We start from the raw sequence: 19,328 nt of genomic DNA, 5'->3' as shown, positions 1-19,328 counted from the left end.
TCGAAAATATCCTCAAAACGCGGAATTGACAAAGCATTAGCCATACTGCACAAGTGGTGCTTTCTTGGCTGCCGGTTGGGCAGCTTTTTTTGTTGAAAGCCTTCCGGCTGTGAGGATGTGGGGATATCGCATTTGCGTCATTGCCTTCATCCCCTGCAAGCGATGTGATGATCGGGCGCGCCTTTAAAGATAAGGGGCCGATCATCCCGACAGGAAGCGCAATGGAGACCAAGGCCTTGGGACGAGGATAAAGACAATGACCCAATCTTCGCTGTTTGCCACTTATGCACGTGCGGATCTCAAATTCGTCAAGGGAGAGGGCGCCTGGCTGACAACGCAAGATAACCGACGATTCCTCGACTTTGCGGCCGGGATCGCCGTGAACAGTCTTGGTCATGCCCACCCGCATCTGGTTGCTGCCCTCAAGGATCAGGCAGAAAATTTGTGGCATGTCTCCAATCTCTATGACATTCCCGGTCAACAGAAGCTGGGTGACCGGCTCTGCGCCGCAAGCTTTGCCGACAAGGTGTTTTTCACCAACTCTGGCACGGAGGCGCTGGAATGCGCGGTGAAAACCGCGCGCCGCTATCACTTTGCCAAGGGGCATCCGGAGAAAACCGCGATCCTGACCTTCGAGGGCGCGTTTCATGGTCGGACATTGGCCATGATCGCTGCTGGCGGGCAGGAGAAATATCTCGAAGGCTTTGGCCCGAAAGCGGCTGGCTTTGTCAGTCTTGCCGCCCCGGACATCGATCTGGTCAAGGCGGCGATTGATGACGAGACGGCTGCCGTGTTGATCGAACCCATTCAGGGCGAGGGTGGCATCCGTGAAATCGATCCGGGATTCCTCAGAGCCCTGCGCAAATTGTGCGACGAAAATGGCATCCTGTTGATTTATGACGAGGTTCAAACCGGAGTCGGACGGACCGGCCATTTGTTTGCCTATGAAGAATCCGGTGCGGTGCCAGACCTGATGGCCATTGCCAAGGGCATCGGTGGCGGCTTTCCGCTTGGTGCCTGTCTGGCCACCGAGGCGGCGGCGGAAGCCATGATCCCGGGCACACATGGCTCAACCTATGGTGGCAATCCCCTCGCTATGGCCGTCGGCAACGCGGTGCTTGATGTGGTGCTTGAAGACGGCTTCCTTGATCATGTGCGTCAGGCTGGTCTGCTGCTCAAGCAAAAGCTTGCTGCGCTCAAAGACAGCTTTCCTGAGCAGGTTGTCGAAGTGCGTGGCCGCGGTCTGCATCTGGGGTTGAAACTCACCATGCCCCCCGTCGAGCTGCTTGCAGCCTGCCGGGCCGAAGGATTGCTGGCCGTCCCTGCCGGGGACAATGTCCTGCGTATCATGCCACCCCTGACGGTCAGTCAGGACGAAATCGAATTTGCAGTCAAAGCCCTTGAAAATGCGTTGCAGACCTGTGCCGCGCATGGGGCGCATAACGGTAAGTAAGGGAGGATTGCGATTATGTCGAACGATCCTATTCGCCACTTTGTTGATCTCGAATGCCAGAAGGCCGATGATCTGAAGACCATTCTGGCCACCGCACACAAAATCAAGGCCGACCGCAAAACCAAGCGCCGGACCGACATCCTCGATGAAAAGGTTATTGCGCTGGTGTTTGACAAGCCATCCACCCGGACGCGCGTTTCCTTTGATGTCGGCGTGCGCGAGCTGGGCGGCGACAGCCTGATGCTGACCGGTGCGGAAATGCAGCTCGGTCGTGGTGAGAGCATCCCTGACACCGCGCGCGTTCTGTCTCGCTTTGTCGATGGCATCATGATCCGTATGCTCGATCATCAGGCAGTGGAAGAGCTGGCCAAGAATGCCGATGTGCCGGTGATCAATGGTCTGACTTATTATTCCCATCCCTGCCAGATCATGGCCGACATCATGACCTACGAGGAGCATCGCGGTTCCATCGAGGGCAAGACGGTCACTTGGGTCGGTGACTATAACAATGTGCTGGTGTCCTGGATGCATGCCGCCGAGCATTTTGACTTCACCATCCGTGTGGCAATTCCCGATGAGCTGCTGACCGAAACCACGGTCATCGACCGCTTGCGCGAGCGCGGCGTCCGGATTGAATTGTGCGATACCGCAGGGGACGCGGCAGACGGCTCCGACCTGATCATCACCGACACATGGCTGTCGATGGGCGATGAGGATGCCGAGCATCGGCACAATCTCTTGAAACCTTATCAGGTCAATACCACATTGATGGGCCTTGCCAAGGATGATGCGCTTTTCATGCATTGCCTGCCTGCCCATCGCGGCGAAGAGGTGACCGATGAGGTCATCGATGGTCCGCAGTCGGTGGTGTTTGACGAGGCGGAAAACCGCCTGCATGCGCAAAAAGGCATCATGGCTTGGTGTTTCAACAAGGCAATTGGTGACTGAGGCCGACAAAGTCGCGTGTAGCAAAACCGTGACTTGACGCTGATGTGTTATTATTGAAAAGGGTGGATGGAAACACATCCACCCTTTTGCCATTTGCCATTAGCGATGCATAAGGAGTGCGCATTGTCGGGGACAAACCCGCCTCTTCAATGCATCCAGCGGGCCGGAGCGCGGTTGATGGCAACAAGCCGTAGCCGAGATCTGGTGCCACAAGAGGGAAGCCAATGACCGAAAAGACTGCCACGCAGATGGCCAAAACTGCTCAGCAAATGGACCGCGTTCTGCCCTTTCAGGTCGACGGACTGGATGTCCGTGGCCGGATGGTGCATTTGAACGACAGCGTCACCAACATCATCACCCGCCATCAATATCCCGATGCCGTCAACCGTCTGCTGGCGGAAGCCATTGCCCTGACGGCCCTGCTGGGATCGTCCCTCAAGTTTGAGGGCAAACTGATCCTGCAGGTCCAGACCAAGGGCGCGGTCAACATGCTGGTGGTCGATTTCGATGCCCCCGATGCTGTGCGGGCCTATGTCCGCTTTGACGAAGAAGCCGTGGCGCACCTGATCGAGCAGGGCGAAACACGCCCCGAACAGTTGCTTGGCGAAGGGCATCTGGTAATGACCATCGATCAGGGACAATATATGAACCGCTATCAGGGGGTCGTGGTGCTTGACGGCAAAAGCCTTGAGGAAGCCGCCCACAGCTACTTCATGCAGTCCGAGCAGTTGCCGACGCGTGTGCGGCTGGCAGCGACCCAGATGATGACCCGGCAGGAAGGCGGCGAGCCGAAATCCGAATGGATTGCCGGCGGGCTGCTGGTGCAGTATCTGCCATCCTCCAGTGGTGAAATCCCGCATCGTGATCTGCATCCCGGTGATCATCCCGATCCAGAGCAGCAAAAAACCCTGCATGTCGACGAAGTGGATGCATGGCGCGAATGCGAAGCATTGGTCGCGACCATTGACGATCACGAACTGACCGATCCGGCGGTGTCCGCCGAGACCTTGCTCTATCGTCTGTTTCACGAAAATGGTCCACGGGTCTTTGATGCCATGCCAATCGAGGATCGTTGCAGCTGCAGCCATGAGCGGATCGAGACGATGCTCAACAATTTCACTGCCGAAGAGCTCGATGGCATGATCGAGAATGGCAAGATCGAGATCACCTGCGAATTCTGCTCGTCCAAATATGCCTTTGCGCGAGATCAGGTAACAGGGCGCGATCAGTAGAGGCCATCCAAGGCAGCTCAGACAAGCTTGCATTCGGCCGTCGGTGATCCCGGCGGCCTTTTTTGTTACCAAACATTGCCCTTGAAGGTGATCTGCTTGCACTCCCGAATTGTATCAATTCCATAAGCTGAGAAAAAAGCTGTTACACTTTGATGCAAAGAAATGTTTGCCAGAGGGTGGGTTGCTTGAGATACATTTGACAAGCAGCAAGGGAACAAGCCCGGTCTGCATTTGCGAAGCATATGTGTTAAGCGCCTTGAAATAGGCAGATTTCGGCGCTTTGTTGGAAGATTGATAGGATGTCTCGCAAGAGACGCGACGGAAAATTGGTTGGACGGATGCCCTTTTCGCCTCATTGGCCTGGAAAAGAAGGGGTTCATTCATAGCTATATGCAACAACCAAAAAGTTCTTTTTGCCCATTGGGTATATCAAGACTGACCGGGTGCCCGGAGCAGTTCCAAGACGACCACGACGCCAACCTGAGCAGGCCGAACCAAGCCTGATCCTTTGGCAAGAGCGATTGACCCGACATCATGAATTATCACACGGACGAAACCAACAAGACCGCACCCAGCCGAGGCAAAGCCGCTCTCGGTGCTGACGTGACCGACTTGGCTGATCAGAGCCAAACCGAGGCCTCGGCCTCCCGGACTGATCGGCAGAGCGGTGCAATGCGCGTTGTCAATGTCTTTTCCAAGCTCTTCTTGCCACTCCTTGTGATTGCCGGGGCTGGCTTCCTCTCTTGGCAATTGGTTGTCACCAAACCCGAGGTTCACAAACGGGCGCCGCGTGAAAAGGCCTATGCGGTTCAGGCAAGGCCTGCTTTGGTCCGCGATTACCGCCCCAAGATCCGGCTGTATGGCACCGTGTCTGCCAGCCGCAAGGTTGAACTGCGGACTTTGGTCAATGGCGAGGTGATTTGGGTTAATCCAGCGCTGGCCGAAGGGCAGCTGGTCAAGGAGGGCGACGCTTTGGTCCGCATCGATCCCTTCGATTATGAGGGCGGCGTTACCGAAGCCGAAGCCAATCTGATGGAGGCCAAGGCCAAGCTTGCCGAAACGAAGGCGACGCTTGCCAGTGATGAGGCCGCACTTGCCTTTCTGATTGAGCAGCGCGACTTTGCCGCCAATGATCTGCAGCGCGCCCAGACCTTGGTGGAAAGCGGCAGCCTGACCAAACAAGCCCTTGAAAACCGAAAACTGACCCTGTCCCAGCGGGAACAGTCGGTCAATGCGCGGGTCAACAATCTGGCGGTCCTGCGGGCCCGGGTCGAACAGCAGAATGCCAATATCGAACGCCTTGACTGGCGGTTGAAGCAGGCGCGCCGCAATCTGGCCGACACCAGCCTGAAAGCCCCCTTCACTGGACTTGTTCAGAGCAAGAATGTCGATCTCGGTCGCTCCGTATCCGGCAATGATACCCTTGTTTCGCTCTATGATCCTGACCAGATGGATGTGCGTTTCACTCTCTCGGACGCCCAATATGGTCGCTTGCTTTCGGACGGGATTGCGCTGAAAGGCCGCGACATCAAGGTACTCTGGAAGCTTGGCGATAGGGTGCAGAGCCACGACGCGGTGATCGAACGGATCACCCCGGAAGTCAACGCAGCCAATGGCGGGATCGAGGTCTATGCCCGCCTTACCAAAGGCTCGGCCTTGCGTTCGGGCACCTTTGTCGAGCTGCAGGTGCCTGACAAGCTTTATCAAAATGCCATCACCGTGCCGCAGGCAGCCATCTATCAGGGCAATCTGATCTATGTGGTGGAGGATGGCCGAATGCAGCCGCGTGAGGTCTCCATTCTTGCCTATCTCGGCGACGATGTGTTGATCGATGGTTCAGGCTTCACGTCTGAAGATCAGATCGTCTCGACCCGTGTTGCAGAGGCAGGACCGGGCCTCAAAGTCTTGCTGCCCGGCAGCGAAGAGGTGCGCCCCGGATCCGCAACCAAAGCCGACAAGCGCGGCAGGCCCGCAGCTGAAGGCACAGACAAACAGACCAAGCAGGGAGCAAAGGAATGAGCCGATTTGACAAGGCTCGCCGGGGCGGGGCGGTTTCCTTCTTTGTCCATCATCCCAATGCCGCCAATCTGTTGATGGCTCTTTTGTTGATCGGGGGGCTCTTTTCCCTTGCACGCATGAACAGCCAGTTCTTTCCCTCCATTGCGACAGACACCATCCGTGTGTCCGTGACATGGACAGGCGCCAGTGCTGAAGATGTCGAAGCCGGGATTTTGGAGGTTGTCGAACCGAAAATCCGCTTTGTCGATGGCGTCAAGAATGTCGACAGCTATGCGCGTGAAGGGTCTGGTTCGATTACGCTCGAATTCAAGCCAGGCACCAACATGCAAATGGCCTTGCGCGATATCGAGGCCAATCTCGACACGGTGACCACCTTGCCCGATCAGGCGGACGAGCCGGAGGTTTCTTTCCGACAGTTCCGCGATGATGTCGCACGCCTGATTATCACCGGCCCCTTTGCCGAAAGCGCCTTGCGAGAATTTGCCAAGTCCATCCGGGATGATCTGATTGACCGGGGCATCGATACGGTGCAGTTCACCGGGATGCGGGACGAGGAATTCTATGTCGGTCTGTCCGACTATGACCTGCGTCGACTGGGGCTGACGGTCAAGGATGTGGCCGATCAGGTTTCAAGGAACAGCCGCGACCAACCATCCGGCAAGGTGCAGGATGGCATCGAAAAGCAGGTCCGTACGTTGGCAGTGGAGGAAAATCCCGAAAGCCTGTCGCGGATCGAGATCAAGTCCGAAGCCGATGGTTCAACGGTGGCATTGGAGGACATCGCCCCGATCCAGCGTCGTCTGGACCCGGACGCCGTCAAGGGGCGGATGAAGGAGCAGCCTGCCATTCAGGTGACCGTACGCCGGGCCGCCAGTTCGGATTCGCTCAAGGCCTCCGCCATCGTCAATGAGTATCTTTCTGAGGTCAGAGGCACCTTCCCGCCGACCTTGCAGGTCATCCAGTATGATTCCCGCTCCGAAGCCCTTGTCGATCGCATCCTTCTTCTGGTGAAAAATGCTGCTTCGGGCTTGGTGCTGGTGATGCTGATCCTTGCCCTGTTCCTTAATATCCGGACCGCTCTCTGGGTGGGGGCGGGCATCCCGATTGCCATGCTGGCAGCCTGTATCGTCATGCTGGCCTTGGGCCAAACCATCAACATGATGTCACTGTTTGCCTTCATCATGATGCTCGGCATCATTGTCGATGACGCAATTGTCGTTGGTGAAGAAGCCACCACCCGTTTCCAGTCCGGCATGCCCGGACCCGTGGCCGCCGAAGGGGCGGGCATTCGCATGCTGATGCCGGTCACCGCAGCATCGCTGACGACAGTGGCTGCCTTTTCACCCATTCTGCTGATTGGCGACACGATCGGTCAGATCATGGGTGTGCTGCCCATCGTGGTGATTTCAGTTCTGGTCGCCAGCCTGATTGAATGTTTCTTCATTTTGCCCGGTCACCTTGCCCATTCCATGACCCCAAGCCATCATCGCGGCTGGAACGTCCAGCGGGTGATCGTGATCGGCTTGGTCACCGTCTCCTTGCTGGTGCTGTTTTATGGTATGTCCGAAGAGCTGGTCGCCAAATTTGGTGGTGTCACCGAGTCCAGCTGGCACTGGGTTCATGCCAATCTGCCCGGAGCGGGATTGATGCCACTCCTCTCTCTGGTCGGGCTTGCTTTCGTCTTTGCCTGCCTGATCGAGTTTGTGCTGGTGAGAAGGGCACGCAAAGTCGACATCCGCACCAATGCCGGTCGCCCGAAGGACAGTGCCTTCCGGGCCGCGTTCGACAATGGGTTTGCTGCTTTTCGCGATGGTCCCTTCCGTAAGCTGGTGACCCTGTCCTACAATTGGCGTTACACCACGCTGGCCCTCTGTGTGGCGGCGATGATCGTTGTTGTCGGCGTGGTAAAGGGCGGACGTGTCGGCTTTGTCTTCTTCCCCTCGGCTGAAGCGGAAAGCATCACCATCTCGCTGGTCTACAATGTCGGTATTTTGGAAGAACGGGCGCGCGAAATCGCAGATGAAGTGGAGAAGATTGTCTATCAGACCGAAAAGCAGGTCGGTGGCGACGAGACGCTCGTCACGGGCACCTTCGTCACCCTTGGCAAGTCGGGATATGCCACCGCTGACAATGTGGCCTCTCTGCAGGTGCGCTTGACCAGTTCCGAGATACGCACCGTGCGTACACCTTTATTCCAGAATGCCTTGCGTCGCAACTTACCCAACTTGTCGGGTCTCAAACGAGCGTCCATCCGGGGCCGTCGCGGCGGGCCTCCGGGGGCTGACCTCGATATTCGCCTCACCGGAGCACGTCCAGAACAGCTCAAACTGGCGTCGCTGGAGCTGCAGGAGCGCCTGTCGAGTTATCCCGGTGTCAGTGAACTGGACGACAACATGCCCTATGGCAAGCCCGAGTTGGTGCTTGAGCTGACCGCGCGGGGGCGTTCCCTTGGCTTCACCCCCCAAACGGTCGGCGAACAGGTGCGCGATCTGGTTGATGGCCGGGTGGCCCGCAAGCTTTCGATCATGGATGAAGAGGTTGATGTCCGTATCCAGCAGATAAAGCGCACGGACGAAGACAATCTGCGGTCCATCTGGCTGAAAAGTCCGGGTGGAAAGTTTGTGCCATTGACTGAAGTGGTCTCCTTGCGGGACCGTCAGGGCTTCTCCTCCATCCTGCGCGAGGATGGCAAAACGACGCTGGCTGTCACTGGTGATGTGGATTCCGCCGTGGTGACAGTCACCGAGCTGGTGGCCGATCTCGGTCAGAGTCTGGTTCCCGAAGTGGCGGCAAAATATGGGGTGGACTACCACTTTTCCGGACGCAACGAAGAGCGGATGAATGCCTTTGCTGACTTGAAACTCGGTGTGGTCATCGCGTTGATAACCATCTTTATCGTGCTCTCATGGGTTTTTGCCTCCTACACAAGGCCTTTCGCCATCATGATGATCATCCCATTTGGTGTGGTTGGTGCCGTGCTCGGCCATTACCTGCTGGGCTTCCAGTTGACCATCATGTCGCTGATTGGCCTGTTGGGTCTGGCGGGCATTCTGGTCAATGACTCGATCATTCTGGTCAGCCGGCTGGATGAGCGTCTTGCCCATGGGGAGTCCTTGCGCAAAGCCGCCATCGGGGCCAGCTGCGACCGTTTGCGCGCTGTGCTGTTGACCTCCCTGACCACAGTCTGTGGTCTGACGCCGCTGTTGTTCGAGGCATCCCTTCAGGCGCAGTTCCTCAAACCGATGGCAATCACCATTGTCTTCGGTCTTGCGGTCGCAACCCTGTTTGTGCTGTTCCTCGTGCCCAGCCTGTTCGGCGTTGGCGGAGACATCCGCAGGTTTGTTTCCCTGCTGTTGCATGGATCTTCCAAACGGTCCTCCGGTGGCACACAGCCTGCGGAATAGACCTCAAACAAACCACAGCCCGCTCACGCAGGCGCATCACACAACAAACGGCCCTTCTCGTTGATACAGAAGGGCCGTTTTGTTGGGGTCAATTGGAAAATACAGGCAGAACTTGTCGCGCCAATCCGCTGTAACTGTCGGGCAGGCTGCCTGCAAATATCGCTCTGACATGCAAAAAGACCGGAGCAGGTAGGCTCCGGTCTTTCCTCGCAATTTTCGCGATCGGTCATCTCGTCAGATGATCTCGGTCTCTTTGGCCAATTTTGGGGACGAGCCAAAGAAACTACCCCTCACTCTATCACTGTATATCATCGGTTGCATCAGAAAATGTTGCTTCTTCAAAGAGAATTGCACGTTTGTATAGGTGCCAGGTTGCATGACCGAGCAAAGGAAGCACGAAGATCAGTCCCAACAGGAAAGAGGCAAGGCTGATCATCAGCATGAAAGCGATGAATATGGCCCAACTCAGCATAGCCTTTTGATTCGTCAGGACACATTTGATCGACGTGATCATGCCTGTGATAAAGTCGACATCCTTGTCGAGCAGCAACGGGAAGGAAATGGCGGTGATGGAGAACACCGCCACGCCCAGCGCCGCCCCGACAAGATTGCCGACCAGCAGGAACAGCGCCCCTTCCGGTGTGGTGACAATGGTGGTGATCAGTTCGCTGACATTGATGCTTTGCAAGCCAAAGAAGATCACATAGAGGAAGATGGCAATATCGATCCAGATGATGAACGCAAAGCCGGTCACCAGCGCCATCCAGCGCAACTCCTTGCTCTGGGGGCTGAAGATCGCGCCCAGCACATGGGACCAGCCGAGCGGTAGTCCCAGTTCACGGCGGCGGCTGATTTCATACAGGCCAGCAGCAATGAAGGGTGCAATCAGCGCAAAGCCGGAAGCCAGTGGATAGGCCAGATAGGGCAGATTGTAGGAACTCATCAGCCACAGGAGCAACCAGCCGCCGATGGCATAGAAGGCGCCGAAGAACAGCCCATACATCGCGGTGGCCTGAAAGTCACGCAAGCCCGCACTGAGCGCTTCGGTCAGATCGTCGGTTGTCAGGGTCTGGATAATCGGCTTGGGCATCTTGCGTGCCGGTGCTGCATCCTTGTTTTTGCCCTCAAGAGTTACGGATCCGGCATCGATTGCGTCTGTCATTGGGTCCTCCCGCCAGTAGACAAAACCGCCCTCTTTGTATGATGTACTGAGAGGGGTCAGCTCTGCCTGTCGGTTCATTCGCGTTTCTGCGTATGAGACCATCCTAGCGGGAATTATGTGCGACACAATGTCACATTTGCAAGAAATGATAATGCGTCGCAGCATAACTTGACAGACTGTTGCGAAAAACTTCTGTAAAAGACTGGAATCAATGCAAAAATTATAATGTGCATTGCAGTATTCATTTTTTCGCAATCAGGGGCCTTCTGCGAATAAGTGATTGAAATTGGGAGGAAATATCGCTGGAGGCCTAAACGTGCTGGCCGCCGTTGATGTGAATCTCGCTGCCCGTGACATAGCTGCTTTCCTCTGAGCAGAGATAGAAGATCGTGTCGGCTACCTCACCCGGGGCGCCCAGGCGACGCAACGGAATGGTCTCGACGATTTTCTCCGTCCCCGGTGACAGGATCGAGGTGTCAATCTCGCCCGGCGCGATGGCATTCACCCGGATATTGTGCGGTCCGAAATCGGCTGCCATTTCTCGGGTCAGTGACGCCAGGGCCGCCTTTGAGGTTGCGTAAGCCGTGCCGGCAAAAGGATGCACCCGCATACCGGCAATCGAGGTAACATTGACGATCGACCCTTCCGCTGCCTTGAGTTCCGAAAACAGGCCCCTGGCCAACATGATCGGCGCGAAGAAGTTCACCTGAAAGACCTGTCGCCACAAATGCATTGGTGTCTCGAGGCTATCAAGCCGTTGTCCTTCTTCATTTTTCGGGCTGATGGCCGCATTGTTGACTAACGCATTCAGTTTGCCGCCCTCGGTCGCCAGTCGCTTGCGGATCTCACCGACCGCGACACCCAGATTGTCCGGGTCCGACAGGTCGATCTGGATATGATCTGCTTCCCCCATTGGCCACGGACATTTGTCGGAAAAAGGCTGTCGGGAGCAACTGATCACCCGCCATCCCGCCTTGGAGAAGCGCTTCACAGTTGCATGTCCGATGCCGCGGCTCGCGCCGGTTAGCACCAGTGTCTTTTTGTCGCTATTGGTCATGCCAAATTCCTTTCCAACTCAAGATAAGGTGCGCAAGCGGATTTGCCAATCCTTTGGTGACCGCCTATATGTGAATTTCAGGCTCAAATTTTAAGCAGGCAAGAAACCGGGAATCGCCCTCCATGATCATATGTCATTGCAATCGCATCACCGATGGGCAAATCATTGAAGTTGCAGATCGTTTGCGGAACGAAAATCCCGGTCGTCCGATCCGGTCCAATCTGATCTATCGTGGCTGTGGCTGTCGTCCCCAATGCGGCTGTTGCCGACCCTCGATCGATGCCCTGTTGCTTTCCAAGGGCTATGATGTTTCCATCGCCCAAAGAGATGAAATCGCCCGAATCCGCGTACCGCACTATCTTGATCGCGAAAAAGTGGAAGCCGGAGAATAAGCGCTGATTGCGTCAATCCTGCGCATTTTACCTTGACGAGAACCCTTTGTGCCTCTAAATTAGAATCATTCTAAGATAGAGCACTTTGCCCGCCAGCACTTTGGTAGTTTGCCGCATATCCGCAGTCTCATACCAGCGGTATACTTTCCGCCAAAGACGACTCGATGCGACATCAAGCACCGCCGCTCCATGGCCTGTGGACGGCTGCCGGACATATTGAAGATTGACCACACACCATCGTGGAGAGGACCATCATGAAGGGTAACGAAAAAGTCATTGAGTATTTGAACAAGGGTTTGCGCAGTGAACTGACGGCGGTCAGCCAATATTGGCTGCATTATCGTCTCCTCGACGATTGGGGTTACACCAAAATGGCGGCCAAATGGCGCGCGGAATCGATCGAGGAAATGGAACATGCCGATAAATTCATCGAGCGCATCCTGTTCCTCGAAGGCCATCCAAACCTGCAGCAGCTCGATCCGCTGATGATTGGTCAGACCATCAAGGAAATTCTGGAAAGCGACCTGAAAGGCGAGATTTCTGCGCGCGCTCTCTATAAAGAAGGCCGCGAATGCTGCAACGAAGCCGGTGACTATATCACCATGAAGCTGTTCGAAGAGCTGATGGCCGACGAAGAAGGCCATATCGATTATCTCGAAACCCAGCTCAATCTGCTCGACCAGCTTGGCGATCAGAAATATGCCCAGCTGCAGGCTGAAGATGCTGGCGCTGGCGACTGATCGCGCCCGGCATCATTGCTGACACCAAGGCTCGCATCCAGCCGGATGCGGGCCTTTTTGCTGTGTGAAGCGTCGTGATTGATATGGATTTCAAGTAGTTGTGAATTGACCGTGTGCTTGCCCGACTGAAACAACAAGCACAGGCACTCATCCCTTATAGCGCTATTTTTATGGTGCTGCGGTCCGGTTTGTTGTTTGATGCCAACATTGGCCGGACAGGCGCAAAGCAGGAAGTGTGCAAGTCCCGTTGCTCTAAGAGGGGTCTGATCTCTTGGATTGCCGCGAAGTCGAGAAACACAGAGAATTTGATGTCCACATCGTCGCGCAAGTCTGGCGAATGGGACGCAAAGGAGAGAGAAACCGGAATGTCTGCCCTTCACAACCTGTTTTCGCCCCAAACTTTCACACGTCGAACCCTGCTGCTTGGCTCGGCTCTGATGGCTGGCAGCTTTGCTCTTTCGTCCGGTGCATCCTTTGCCGCCGACCTCGATGTCAAGGACTGGCAGGCAGTTCTTGCCAAGGCCAAAGGCCAGACCGTCTATTTCCACGCCTGGGGCGGCGGTGACCGGATCAATGCTTATATCGACTGGGCAGGGCAGCAAGTGGCTGATCGCTATGGCGTCACTGTCAAGCATGTGAAGGTGAGCGACACCGCGAACGTGGTCTCCCAGATCATCGCTGAAAAAGCAGCAGGCAAGGAAGAAGGCGGCTCGGTTGATCTCGTCTGGATCAACGGCGAAAACTTCGCCTCCCTGAAGGAAAAAGGCTTGCTGCTGCCCATGAGCTGGGCTCCGGATCTGCCTAACTACCAATATGCCGATATCGATGGCAAGCCGACCCTCACCACCGATTTCACCATTCCCACCGATGGACTGGAAAGCCCGTGGGGCATGGCGCAGCTGTCCTTCTATTATGATAGTGCGATCACCACAGATCTGCCAAAATCCGCCGCCGAATTGCTCGATTGGGCCAAGAAAAATCCCGGCCGCTTTGCCTATCCAAAGCCACCGGATTTCATCGGCTCCACCTTCTTGAAGCAACTGGCGCTGGAACTGGCTGAGGATCCCGCCGTCCTGTCAAGCGAGGCAACAGATGCCACCTATCAGCCGGTCGCCGACAAACTGTTTGCCTATCTTGACGAATTGCACCCCCATCTGTGGAGGCAGGCCAAGGCCTTCCCGGACAATGTATCGAGCCTGAAAAACTTGCTGGCCGACGGCGAAACAGAAATCGCCTTCACCTTCAATCCAAGCGATGCATCCGCGTCGATTGCCAATCAGGAACTGCCAGACACGGTCCGCTCTTTCACCTTCGAGGGCGGCACCATCGGCAACAGCCATTTTGTCGCGATCCCCTTCAATGCCAACGCCAAGGCTGGTGCTTTGGTCTTGGCCGATTTCCTGCTGTCGCCCGAAGCCCAGGCGGTGAAGCAGGACCCGCAGGTCTGGGGTGATCCGACGGTTCTGAATATCGCCAGCCTCAGTGCCAAGGACAAGGCCCGCTTTGAGGCGCTTGATCTTGGTATCGCTACCCTGAAGCCAGAAGAATTCGGCCCGGCCCTGTCGGAACCGCACGCCTCCTGGTTGACCCGCTTCGAGGCCGACTGGACCAAACGCTACGCTGTGCAATAGGCACCGAGCCGAGCAATCGGGCGGGGTGTTTACAATGCCCCGCCCAGTGTCTTAGGCAACAAGACGTGCCCTTCGCTGACAGCCTTAACGTCGACAGGAACCCTTTGCTCTGACAGGAAGCAGGCATAAGCCCCATGTCCTCACGCACCACCCTCATAGCGCCCGCTGTGGCTTTGATCCTGATGCTGGGACCGATTCTTGCGGGCCTTGCAGGATCGCTGGCCCCTGCCTTTGGCTGGCTGCCGGTGCTGGGGGGCGATGCTGTGACGCTCGACCCATTTCGCGCCCTGTTTGCCACAGCAGGACTTGGCAAGTCTATTATGCTCAGTTTGGCAGCGGGTCTGGTGACAACGCTGATTGCGCTGTTGATCACCATCGGTTTGCTCGGTGCATGGTCGGGGACAGCCTTCTTTCGCTGGATCGAGCGGTTGGTCAGCCCGTTGCTCTCCATTCCGCATGCGGCTACCGCGCTGGGCTTTGCCTTCCTGCTCGCTCCATCGGGCTGGCTGACCAGGATGATTTCCCCTGACCTGTCTGGCTGGAGCCGACCGCCAGACTGGATCTTCCCCCATGATGGTCTGGGGCTGGCAATGATTGCCGGCCTTGCGACCAAGGAACTGCCCTTCCTGCTGTTGGTCAGCCTTGCGGCCTTGCCTCAAGTCAATCCACGCCGCCATGCAAATGTTGCACGGACATTGGGATACGGTCCGATGTCTGCCTGGATTTATGCGGTCTGGCCGCGCCTTTATGCCCAGATCCGTTTGCCGGTCTTTGCCGTCATCGCCTATGCCACCTCGGTGGTCGATGTGGCGCTGATCCTTGGCCCCACAAACCCACCAACACTGGCCGTGCAGCTGACCCGCTGGATGAGTGACCCGGATCTTGAATACCGCTTTCTCGCCTCGGCCGGTGCCATCCTGCAATTGGCTGTCACTTTGTTCGCTCTTCTGCTCTGGTGGGTCGGTGAAAAACTGACCGGTCGACTCTTTCGGCATCTGGCGGTTTCAGGCGCACGCTTTCAACAGGATCTGCTCTTGCGAGGGGCCGCCGCGATGGCAACCATTGCCGCTGTTCTGGTGATGGTGCTCGGCTTGGCAGGCATGGGGCTGTGGTCCATTGCCGGTTTGTGGCGCTTCCCCGATGCTTTTCCCGCGACCCTGTCCATGCGCAGTTGGGAGCGGCAAGCCACGATGATGGGGGACCCGTTGATCAACTCCGTCCTGATCGGCTCTCTGGCCACGTTGATTGCGCTGGTCGTAACCATCGCCTGTCTGGAATCGGAGAACCGATCCCGCCGCAAAACATCCCGCCGCAGCCTGATGCTGCTTTATGTGCCGCTCATCGTGCCGCAAGTCGCCTTTCTGTTCGGCTTGCAACTGCTGTTTCTGCTTGGCGGCAGCGCCCACAGTTTGCCGACTTTGGTTCTGAGCCATTTGATTTTCGTATTGCCCTATATTTTTCTGTCACTGGCCGACCCATGGCGCAGTCTTGACCCACGTTACGCCCAGCTCGCAGCGTCTTTGGGCTGTGGACCGTGGGTGGCCTTCCTGCGCCTGCGCCTGCCGATGCTACTGCGCCCGATCCTCACCGCCGCCGCCGTCGGTTTTGCGGTTTCCATCGGGCAATATTTGCCAACCCTGTTAATCGGTGGCGGCCGCTGGGACACGATCACCACCGAAGCCGTAGCCCTGAGTGCTGGCGGCAACCGTCGCCTCATCGGTGTCTATGCTCTGGTGCAAATGGCTTTGCCATTCGCAGGCTTTCTGCTGGCAACGGCTCTGCCTGCACTGGTATTCCGCAATCGCCGCGATATGAAACCGGTACACGGCTAGGAGAGACCAACGATGCTTGATACTGTGCTCCAAAAGCCCGCACAAAAATCCAACCTTGAAACAATGCCCGACATGATGGCAAAGCAATCTGGCAATGAGAGGGACCTGACACTGGACAAGGTCCGCATCTGCCTCAGGGGAGACCTGCTGATCGATCTGTCCGTGTCGGTCGCAGCTGGCGAAATCCTCACCATCATGGGGCCATCAGGGTCTGGGAAATCAACATTGTTGTCCTTTCTCGGCGGCTTTCTGTCATCCGAATTCGAGGCGGAAGGGCGGATCCTGCTTCAGGGTCGGGACGTCACAAACCTGCCTGCGGAAAAACGCCATATTGGCATCTTGTTTCAGGATCCCTTGCTTTTCCCGCATATGTCGGTGGGAGACAATCTCTCCTTCGGTCTGGCATCCTCCTTGCGTGGGGCCAAGAGACGGGGGCATATTGAAGCGGCGCTTGATCATATCGAGATGACCGGCTTTGCCGACCGCGATCCAGCCACCCTGTCCGGAGGGCAGAAAGCCCGCGTGGCGCTTGCCCGGATCCTGTTGTCGAATCCTTGCGCCCTGTTGCTGGATGAGCCTTTCTCCAAGCTCGATGCCAATCTCAGGCAGCAGATGCGCCACTGGGTGTTTGAGGAAGCGCGGCAGCGTGCCCTTCCGATCCTGCTTGTTACCCATGATGAAGCCGATGCCGACGCGGCTGGTGGTCGGGTCATTCGGCTTGATGTTCCCAAGCTGGTCACCGGCTGAACCAGCGGCTGCGCCAGCAAATGGCTTGCCTTCCTGTATCGAAGCGGGTAGGCGAAGACATGTCGAAATTTGATGCCATCCTCTTGCCTGATCTTCCCATTCGTGAAGCCCTGCCGTCTTTGTTGAGCGCGCTGGGTGATGCGGGCCGCGCGGTGCTGATCGCTCCACCGGGCGCGGGCAAGACCACCTGCGTGCCGCTCGCCTGCCTCGATCAGCCATGGCGAGAGGGAAAGATCATCATGCTGGAGCCGCGCAGGCTGTCGGCGCGGGCTGCTGCCCGCCGCATGGCCGAGCTGTTAGGCGAGCCGGTTGGCAAGCGCGTCGGCTATCGCGTCCGCATGGAAAGCCGCATCTCGAAAGACACGATCATTGAAGTGGTCACCGAAGGGGTCTTTGCCCGGATGATCGTCGATGATCCGGGGTTGGAAGGCGTCTCATTGGTGCTGTTTGACGAGTTTCACGAACGCAGCCTTGATGCCGACATGGCGCTGGCCTTCACCTTGGAAGTGCAAGCCGCCCTGCGCGATGATCTGCGTCTCGTTGTCATGTCGGCCACCCTTGATGGCGGTCGCGTCGCCTCAATCCTTGACGATGCGCCGATTGTCCAATCCATGGGCCGGACCTATCCGGTCGAAACCCGCTATCTGCCGCGCAAACCGCAAGGCCGTCTGGAAGAGGCCGTCACCGCCGCTGTCATGCAGGCCTTGGAGGAAGAGGAAGGATCCCTGCTTGTCTTCCTGCCCGGTCAGGCCGAAATCCACCGCACCGAGGAGCGTCTCGCCAAGCGCCTGCCAAAGGACATCCTGCTTGCCCCGCTTTATGGAGCGATGGATGGCAAGGCGCAGGATCTCGCCATCCGCCCCGTTGGCGCAGGCAAACGCAAGATCGTACTGGCCACCTCGATCGCCGAAACCTCGCTGACCATTGATGGCGTCCGGGTCATCATCGATGCGGGGCTGGTTCGCCGACCGCGCTTTGAACCCAATCTGGGCATTTCGCGGCTGGAAACCGTCCGTGTCTCCCGCGCCAGCGCCGACCAGCGACAGGGCCGCGCTGGCCGGACCGAGCCCGGTGTCTGTTATCGCCTGTGGGACAAGGGGCAAACCGCTGCCCTGCCGGCCTTTGAGCCGCCGGAAATTCTCGAAAGCGATCTCTCCCGACTGGTGCTTGATCTGGCTTTGTGGGGAGAGAGCGACCCAACCAATCTCAAATGGCTTGATCAGCCCCCGGCTGCCGGATGGAGCGAAGCGGTCAAGCTTCTGACGGATTTTGGTGCCCTCGATGACAAGGGCCTGTTGACCGCCCATGGCAAGGCCATTGCGACCTTGCCTCTGCCGCCGCGTTTGGCCCATATGCTGGTGCTCAGTCGCAGGCAGGGGGGCGAACCTCTGGCTGCCCGCATCGCGGCTTTGCTGACCGAAGGCGGCCGCATGCGGCACAATGATCTAAGACGCCTGCTGCAGGATCTCGACAGCAACCGCCTGCCTAGAGCCAGAGACATCAAGGCCTTGGCCAGCCGTTGGAGCAAGGCATCTGGCAAAGGCGCAATCCCACCGGAAGAAGCTGGATCCATTCTGGCACTGGCCTATCCCGACCGCATCGCCATGCGGCGCGGCGCGGCGGGGCGCTATTTGTTGGCCTCTGGGCGGGGCGGGGTGCTCGACCCGGAAGACCCGCTCAACACCGAGATGTTTCTGGTGGTGGCGGACTTGCAAGGCGCTGCAGGCAATGCCCGCATCACGCTGGCAGCCCCGATTGACCGCAAGACGGTGGTCGACAACTTTGCCGACCTGATCACTCAAGAAGAAGCTGTCACCTATGATCGCCAGACCGGAACTGTCTCCGCCAAGCTCGAAACTCGCCTTGGTCGGATCGTGCTGGCAGAAAAGCGCTTGAAGCAGCCATCCCCGGACGCCATCAGCGCAGCCCTGATTGCCGCCATCCGCAAGGAAGGCCTGCGGGTCTTGCCTTTCTCGAAGGAAACCCAGCGCTGGCGCGGTCGCATTCGCTTCGTCGCCGAGCGGGAGGAGGGTTGGCCAGACTTCTCCGATGCCGGTCTGTTGGACCGTCTCGAGGATTGGTTGCAGCCCTTCCTTGCCGGCAAAACGGCCCTGTCTGACATCACCAGCGGCGATCTCCAGTCGGCTCTGCAAGCCCAAGTCCCCTATGACCGCCTTGCCTCGCTGGATGCTGTTCTGCCGACCCATTTTGTCGTGCCGACAGGCTCGAAAATACCGATTGATTACGGGGCAGAAAATGGACCGGTTCTGGCCGTGCGGGTGCAGGAATTGTTCGGTCTTGATAGCCATCCGTCCATCATGGGTGGCAAATTGCCCCTGTTGCTGCATTTGCTCTCGCCCGCCCATCGTCCCTTGCAGGTCACCCGCGATTTGCCGGGCTTCTGGCGTGGCTCATGGAAGGATGTCAAAGCCGACATGCGCGGCCAATATCCCAAGCATGTCTGGCCCGATGATCCGTTGACGACACAAGCAACACGGCGGGCCAAACCACGGGGCAAATAGGGGTAACCGCGCTCAAAGGGGAAGCGAGCGTGAAATCACCAGCGCGAAAGAGACCCACCAAAGGCGATTCATAGCGCTTTGAGTGCGCGAAAAGCGGTCTTTTTGCCGACTGAGTCTCTTGTTCAACGCTCCGATTGACTTGTTTTTGACGACATCAGTGTGAAAAAGGCAGGAAGTTCGCACGATCGT

The 19,328-nt window shown here is 57.3% G+C and carries 13 protein-coding genes; 11 read left to right on the top strand and 2 right to left on the bottom strand.

The window, feature by feature from the left end; translation table 11 throughout:
* Window positions 1–256: 256 nt before the first annotated feature.
* The 5 genes from DSD30_RS00525 to DSD30_RS00500 all read left to right on the top strand — a co-directional run bounded on the left by DSD30_RS00525 (window position 257) and on the right by DSD30_RS00500 (window position 9,056).
* A complete protein-coding gene (locus DSD30_RS00525; RefSeq protein ID WP_114007661.1) occupies window positions 257–1,453 on the top strand; it encodes an aspartate aminotransferase family protein in 1,197 nt (398 codons plus the stop codon).
* A gap of 15 nt (window positions 1,454–1,468) precedes the next feature.
* Window positions 1,469–2,401: an ornithine carbamoyltransferase gene (gene argF, locus DSD30_RS00520; RefSeq protein WP_114007660.1), complete on the top strand. Its 933-nt coding sequence runs from the start codon at window positions 1,469–1,471 to the stop codon at window positions 2,399–2,401.
* A gap of 224 nt (window positions 2,402–2,625) precedes the next feature.
* Entirely contained in the window at window positions 2,626–3,633 is a 1,008-nt protein-coding gene (locus tag DSD30_RS00515; protein WP_114007659.1) for an Hsp33 family molecular chaperone, read from the top strand.
* Window positions 3,634–4,167: 534 nt separating this feature from the next.
* The gene (locus DSD30_RS00505) at window positions 4,168–5,652 is read left to right on the top strand and encodes an efflux RND transporter periplasmic adaptor subunit (RefSeq protein WP_114007657.1); all 1,485 of its coding nucleotides are present in this window, start codon (window positions 4,168–4,170) and stop codon (window positions 5,650–5,652) included.
* The gene (locus DSD30_RS00500) at window positions 5,649–9,056 is read left to right on the top strand and encodes an efflux RND transporter permease subunit (RefSeq protein ID WP_114007656.1); all 3,408 of its coding nucleotides are present in this window, start codon (window positions 5,649–5,651) and stop codon (window positions 9,054–9,056) included. Before DSD30_RS00505 ends, DSD30_RS00500 begins: the two co-directional genes overlap by 4 nt.
* 298 nt (window positions 9,057–9,354) lie before the next feature.
* On the opposite strand, the gene DSD30_RS00495 is transcribed toward DSD30_RS00500, so the two are convergent.
* On the bottom strand, window positions 9,355–10,218 hold the full coding sequence (locus DSD30_RS00495; protein ID WP_157967495.1) for a DUF2189 domain-containing protein: 864 nt from the start codon (window positions 10,216–10,218) through the stop codon (window positions 9,355–9,357).
* Window positions 10,219–10,528: 310 nt separating this feature from the next.
* Window positions 10,529–11,275: an SDR family NAD(P)-dependent oxidoreductase gene (locus tag DSD30_RS00490; RefSeq protein WP_114007654.1), complete on the bottom strand. Its 747-nt coding sequence runs from the start codon at window positions 11,273–11,275 to the stop codon at window positions 10,529–10,531.
* Window positions 11,276–11,397: 122 nt separating this feature from the next.
* Between DSD30_RS00490 and DSD30_RS00485 the strand changes: the two genes are divergently transcribed.
* From DSD30_RS00485 to hrpB, 6 genes are all read left to right on the top strand, one after another.
* On the top strand, window positions 11,398–11,667 hold the full coding sequence (locus DSD30_RS00485) for a (2Fe-2S)-binding protein (protein WP_114007653.1): 270 nt from the start codon (window positions 11,398–11,400) through the stop codon (window positions 11,665–11,667).
* A 254-nt stretch (window positions 11,668–11,921) separates the two neighbouring features.
* Complete coding sequence (bfr, locus tag DSD30_RS00480) at window positions 11,922–12,407, top strand: bacterioferritin (RefSeq protein ID WP_114007652.1); 486 nt, start codon at window positions 11,922–11,924, stop codon at window positions 12,405–12,407.
* Window positions 12,408–12,844: 437 nt separating this feature from the next.
* On the top strand, window positions 12,845–14,038 hold the full coding sequence (locus DSD30_RS00475) for an ABC transporter substrate-binding protein (protein ID WP_114008540.1): 1,194 nt from the start codon (window positions 12,845–12,847) through the stop codon (window positions 14,036–14,038).
* Window positions 14,039–14,172: 134 nt separating this feature from the next.
* Complete coding sequence (locus DSD30_RS00470; protein ID WP_114007651.1) at window positions 14,173–15,870, top strand: ABC transporter permease; 1,698 nt, start codon at window positions 14,173–14,175, stop codon at window positions 15,868–15,870.
* Between the two features lie 75 nt (window positions 15,871–15,945).
* Window positions 15,946–16,617: an ATP-binding cassette domain-containing protein gene (locus DSD30_RS00465; RefSeq protein ID WP_114008539.1), complete on the top strand. Its 672-nt coding sequence runs from the start codon at window positions 15,946–15,948 to the stop codon at window positions 16,615–16,617.
* A 59-nt stretch (window positions 16,618–16,676) separates the two neighbouring features.
* Complete coding sequence (hrpB, locus tag DSD30_RS00460; protein ID WP_114007650.1) at window positions 16,677–19,139, top strand: ATP-dependent helicase HrpB; 2,463 nt, start codon at window positions 16,677–16,679, stop codon at window positions 19,137–19,139.
* Window positions 19,140–19,328: the final 189 nt, after the last annotated feature.

It is taken from the genome of Cohaesibacter intestini, from assembly GCF_003324485.1.
GTDB lineage: Bacteria > Pseudomonadota > Alphaproteobacteria > Rhizobiales > Cohaesibacteraceae > Cohaesibacter > Cohaesibacter intestini.
The sequence above is the reverse complement of the archived record's forward strand: the minus strand, read 5'-3'. Positions and strand labels throughout refer to the sequence as shown.

Coding starts and splice junctions, on each gene's coding strand:
- DSD30_RS00500 (WP_114007656.1), top strand. CDS start 5,649: ATGAGCCGATTTGACAAGGCTCGCCGGGGCGGGGCGGTTTCCTTCTTT.
- DSD30_RS00470 (WP_114007651.1), top strand. CDS start 14,173: ATGTCCTCACGCACCACCCTCATAGCGCCCGCTGTGGCTTTGATCCTG.
- DSD30_RS00475 (WP_114008540.1), top strand. CDS start 12,845: ATGGCTGGCAGCTTTGCTCTTTCGTCCGGTGCATCCTTTGCCGCCGAC.
- DSD30_RS00515 (WP_114007659.1), top strand. CDS start 2,626: ATGACCGAAAAGACTGCCACGCAGATGGCCAAAACTGCTCAGCAAATG.
- DSD30_RS00525 (WP_114007661.1), top strand. CDS start 257: ATGACCCAATCTTCGCTGTTTGCCACTTATGCACGTGCGGATCTCAAA.
- bfr (WP_114007652.1), top strand. CDS start 11,922: ATGAAGGGTAACGAAAAAGTCATTGAGTATTTGAACAAGGGTTTGCGC.
- DSD30_RS00465 (WP_114008539.1), top strand. CDS start 15,946: ATGGCAAAGCAATCTGGCAATGAGAGGGACCTGACACTGGACAAGGTC.
- hrpB (WP_114007650.1), top strand. CDS start 16,677: ATGTCGAAATTTGATGCCATCCTCTTGCCTGATCTTCCCATTCGTGAA.
- argF (WP_114007660.1), top strand. CDS start 1,469: ATGTCGAACGATCCTATTCGCCACTTTGTTGATCTCGAATGCCAGAAG.
- DSD30_RS00495 (WP_157967495.1), bottom strand. CDS start 10,218: ATGACAGACGCAATCGATGCCGGATCCGTAACTCTTGAGGGCAAAAAC.
- DSD30_RS00490 (WP_114007654.1), bottom strand. CDS start 11,275: ATGACCAATAGCGACAAAAAGACACTGGTGCTAACCGGCGCGAGCCGC.
- DSD30_RS00505 (WP_114007657.1), top strand. CDS start 4,168: ATGAATTATCACACGGACGAAACCAACAAGACCGCACCCAGCCGAGGC.
- DSD30_RS00485 (WP_114007653.1), top strand. CDS start 11,398: ATGATCATATGTCATTGCAATCGCATCACCGATGGGCAAATCATTGAA.